The sequence below is a fragment of the Longimicrobium sp. genome (genome assembly GCF_036554565.1).
GTDB lineage: Bacteria > Gemmatimonadota > Gemmatimonadetes > Longimicrobiales > Longimicrobiaceae > Longimicrobium.
Genome location: NZ_DATBNB010000206.1, coordinates 1 through 1,531, shown reverse-complemented (window position 1 = coordinate 1,531; position 1,531 = coordinate 1). Strand labels below are relative to the sequence as shown.

The window sequence follows — 1,531 nt, the reverse complement described above, 5'->3', positions numbered from 1 at the left end:
GAAAGCATGGAGATGGCCAACGACCCCGACGCGCTCCACGCCTTTCTGACCGACACGCCGGCCTACCTGCGCGCCATCCTGGAGATGGACCGCGAACGCGGCACCCACAACGCCGACCAGGTGGTGACCGCGCTCAGCGGGCTGGGCCTGGCCATCCTGACGGCGGACGGCCGCGAGACGGTGGAGGAGGACAGCCTGTTCACCACGCACCTTAATCACCTCCGCGGCGAGCTGGACGTCTACGGAGTTGCACTGCCGGCGTGACGGCCCCACGCTGATCGAACGACGAAGGGCCGCTCCCGGCGATGGGAGCGGCCCTTTCTGCATCCAGCGATCCGCGTCAGCCTACTTCACGAACAGCATGTCGCGGTACGTCGGCAGGGGCCAGTAGTCGTCCGGCACCACCTTTTCCAAGCGGTCGGCGGCGGCGCGCACGGCGCCCATGGCCGGGACCACGTTGTCGCGCACGTGGTACGCCTTGCTGTGCACGGTCTCGCCGCCCAGCTCGGCGTTCTGCTCCACCAGCGCGTCCAGCGCGTCGCGCAGCTCGTCCACCAGCTCGTTGACGATCTTCACCGTGCGGGTGAGCCCGCGCGTTTCCACGCCCAGCGTGCGGGTGCGGTCGGCGGCGGCCACCAGGTCGTTCAAGTAGCGCACCGCGGCCGGCAGGATCATGGTGCTGGCGATGTCGGCCGTGGTTTCGCCCTCGATGTTCACCGTCTTGAAGTACTGGTCCAGCGCCACCTCGTGCCGGCTCTCCAGCTCGCGGTGCGAAAGGACGCCGTACTTCTGGAAGAGCGCCAGGTTCTTCTCGCCGGGCAGCATCTCCAGCGCGTCGAGCGTGTTGGGCAGGTTCAGCAGCCCGCGGCGGGCCGCCTCGTCCTTCCAGTCGTCGCTGTAGCCGTCGCCGTTGAAGATGATGCGCTTAACCTTGCGGATCTCCGACGCGATCAGCGTTCGCAGCGCATCCTCGAACGAGGTGCCCTTTTCCAGCTCCGCATCGAGCAGCGTGTTCAGCTCGTCGAGCGACTCGGCCATGATGGTGTTGAGCACCGTGGCCGCGAACGACACCGACTGCGACGAGCCCGGCGCGCGGAACTCGAACTTGTTGCCCGTGAAGGCAAAGGGCGACGTACGGTTGCGGTCACCCGCGTGCTGCGGAAGGTTGGGCAGCACCGGCGAGCCCAGGCCCAGGAGCCCGCCCTGCTTGCTTTCCGTGGCCGTGCCGGCGCGCTCGATCTGCTCGAACACGTCCGCCAGCTGATCGCCCAGGAACACCGAGATGATGGCCGGCGGCGCCTCGTTGGCACCCAGCCGGTGGTCGTTGCCGGCGTGCGCCACGGTGGCGCGGATCAGGTCCTGGTGCCGGTCCACCGCGCGCAGCACCGCCGTGCAGAAGAACAGGAACTGCATGTTCTCGTGCGGCGTCTCGCCCGGCTCCAGCAGGTTGGCGGACTCGGTCCCCAGCGACCAGTTGAGGTGCTTGCCGCTCCCGTTCACCCCGGCGAAGGGCTTTTCCGCCAGCAGGCAC

General features: G+C 68.3%; 1 protein-coding gene and 1 pseudogene. One reads left to right on the top strand and one right to left on the bottom strand.

Annotated features, from left to right (window positions below; all coding sequences use genetic code 11):
• Positions 1–264 (top strand): hypothetical protein (locus VIB55_RS05595; RefSeq protein ID WP_331875681.1); only part of this gene is annotated, 264 nt, incomplete at its 5' end.
• An 81-nt stretch (positions 265–345) separates the two neighbouring features.
• On the opposite strand, the pseudogene VIB55_RS05590 reads toward VIB55_RS05595, so the two are convergent.
• Positions 346–1,531: pseudogene (locus VIB55_RS05590) on the bottom strand (glutamine synthetase type III); the annotation flags it as partial.